This is a genomic window from Carboxydocella sp. JDF658 (assembly GCF_002049395.1).
Lineage (GTDB): Bacteria > Bacillota.
In genome coordinates this window covers 1-224 of the sequence record NZ_BDLR01000136.1, presented here as the reverse complement: position 1 = coordinate 224, position 224 = coordinate 1, and the positions used below count along the sequence as shown (strand labels likewise).

The window sequence follows — 224 nt, the reverse complement described above, 5'->3', positions numbered from 1 at the left end:
AAGATGCGTGTTACCTGCGACAGGACAGAAAGACCCCGTGGAGCTTTACTGTAGCCTGACATTGGATTTTGGTATTGCATGTACAGGATAGGTGGGAGACGGAGAAGCGTAGGCGCCAGCCTATGTGGAGTCGCTGGTGGGATACCACCCTTGTGATATTGAAGTTCTAACCCTGGCCCGTAAGCCGGGTAGGGGACAGTGTCAGGTGGGCAGTTTGACTGGGG

1 rRNA gene is annotated in these 224 nt (G+C 54.5%); it reads left to right on the top strand.

Going from position 1 to position 224, the window contains the following annotated elements:
* Positions 1 to 224 (top strand): 23S ribosomal RNA (locus JDF658_RS12755); the annotation flags it as partial.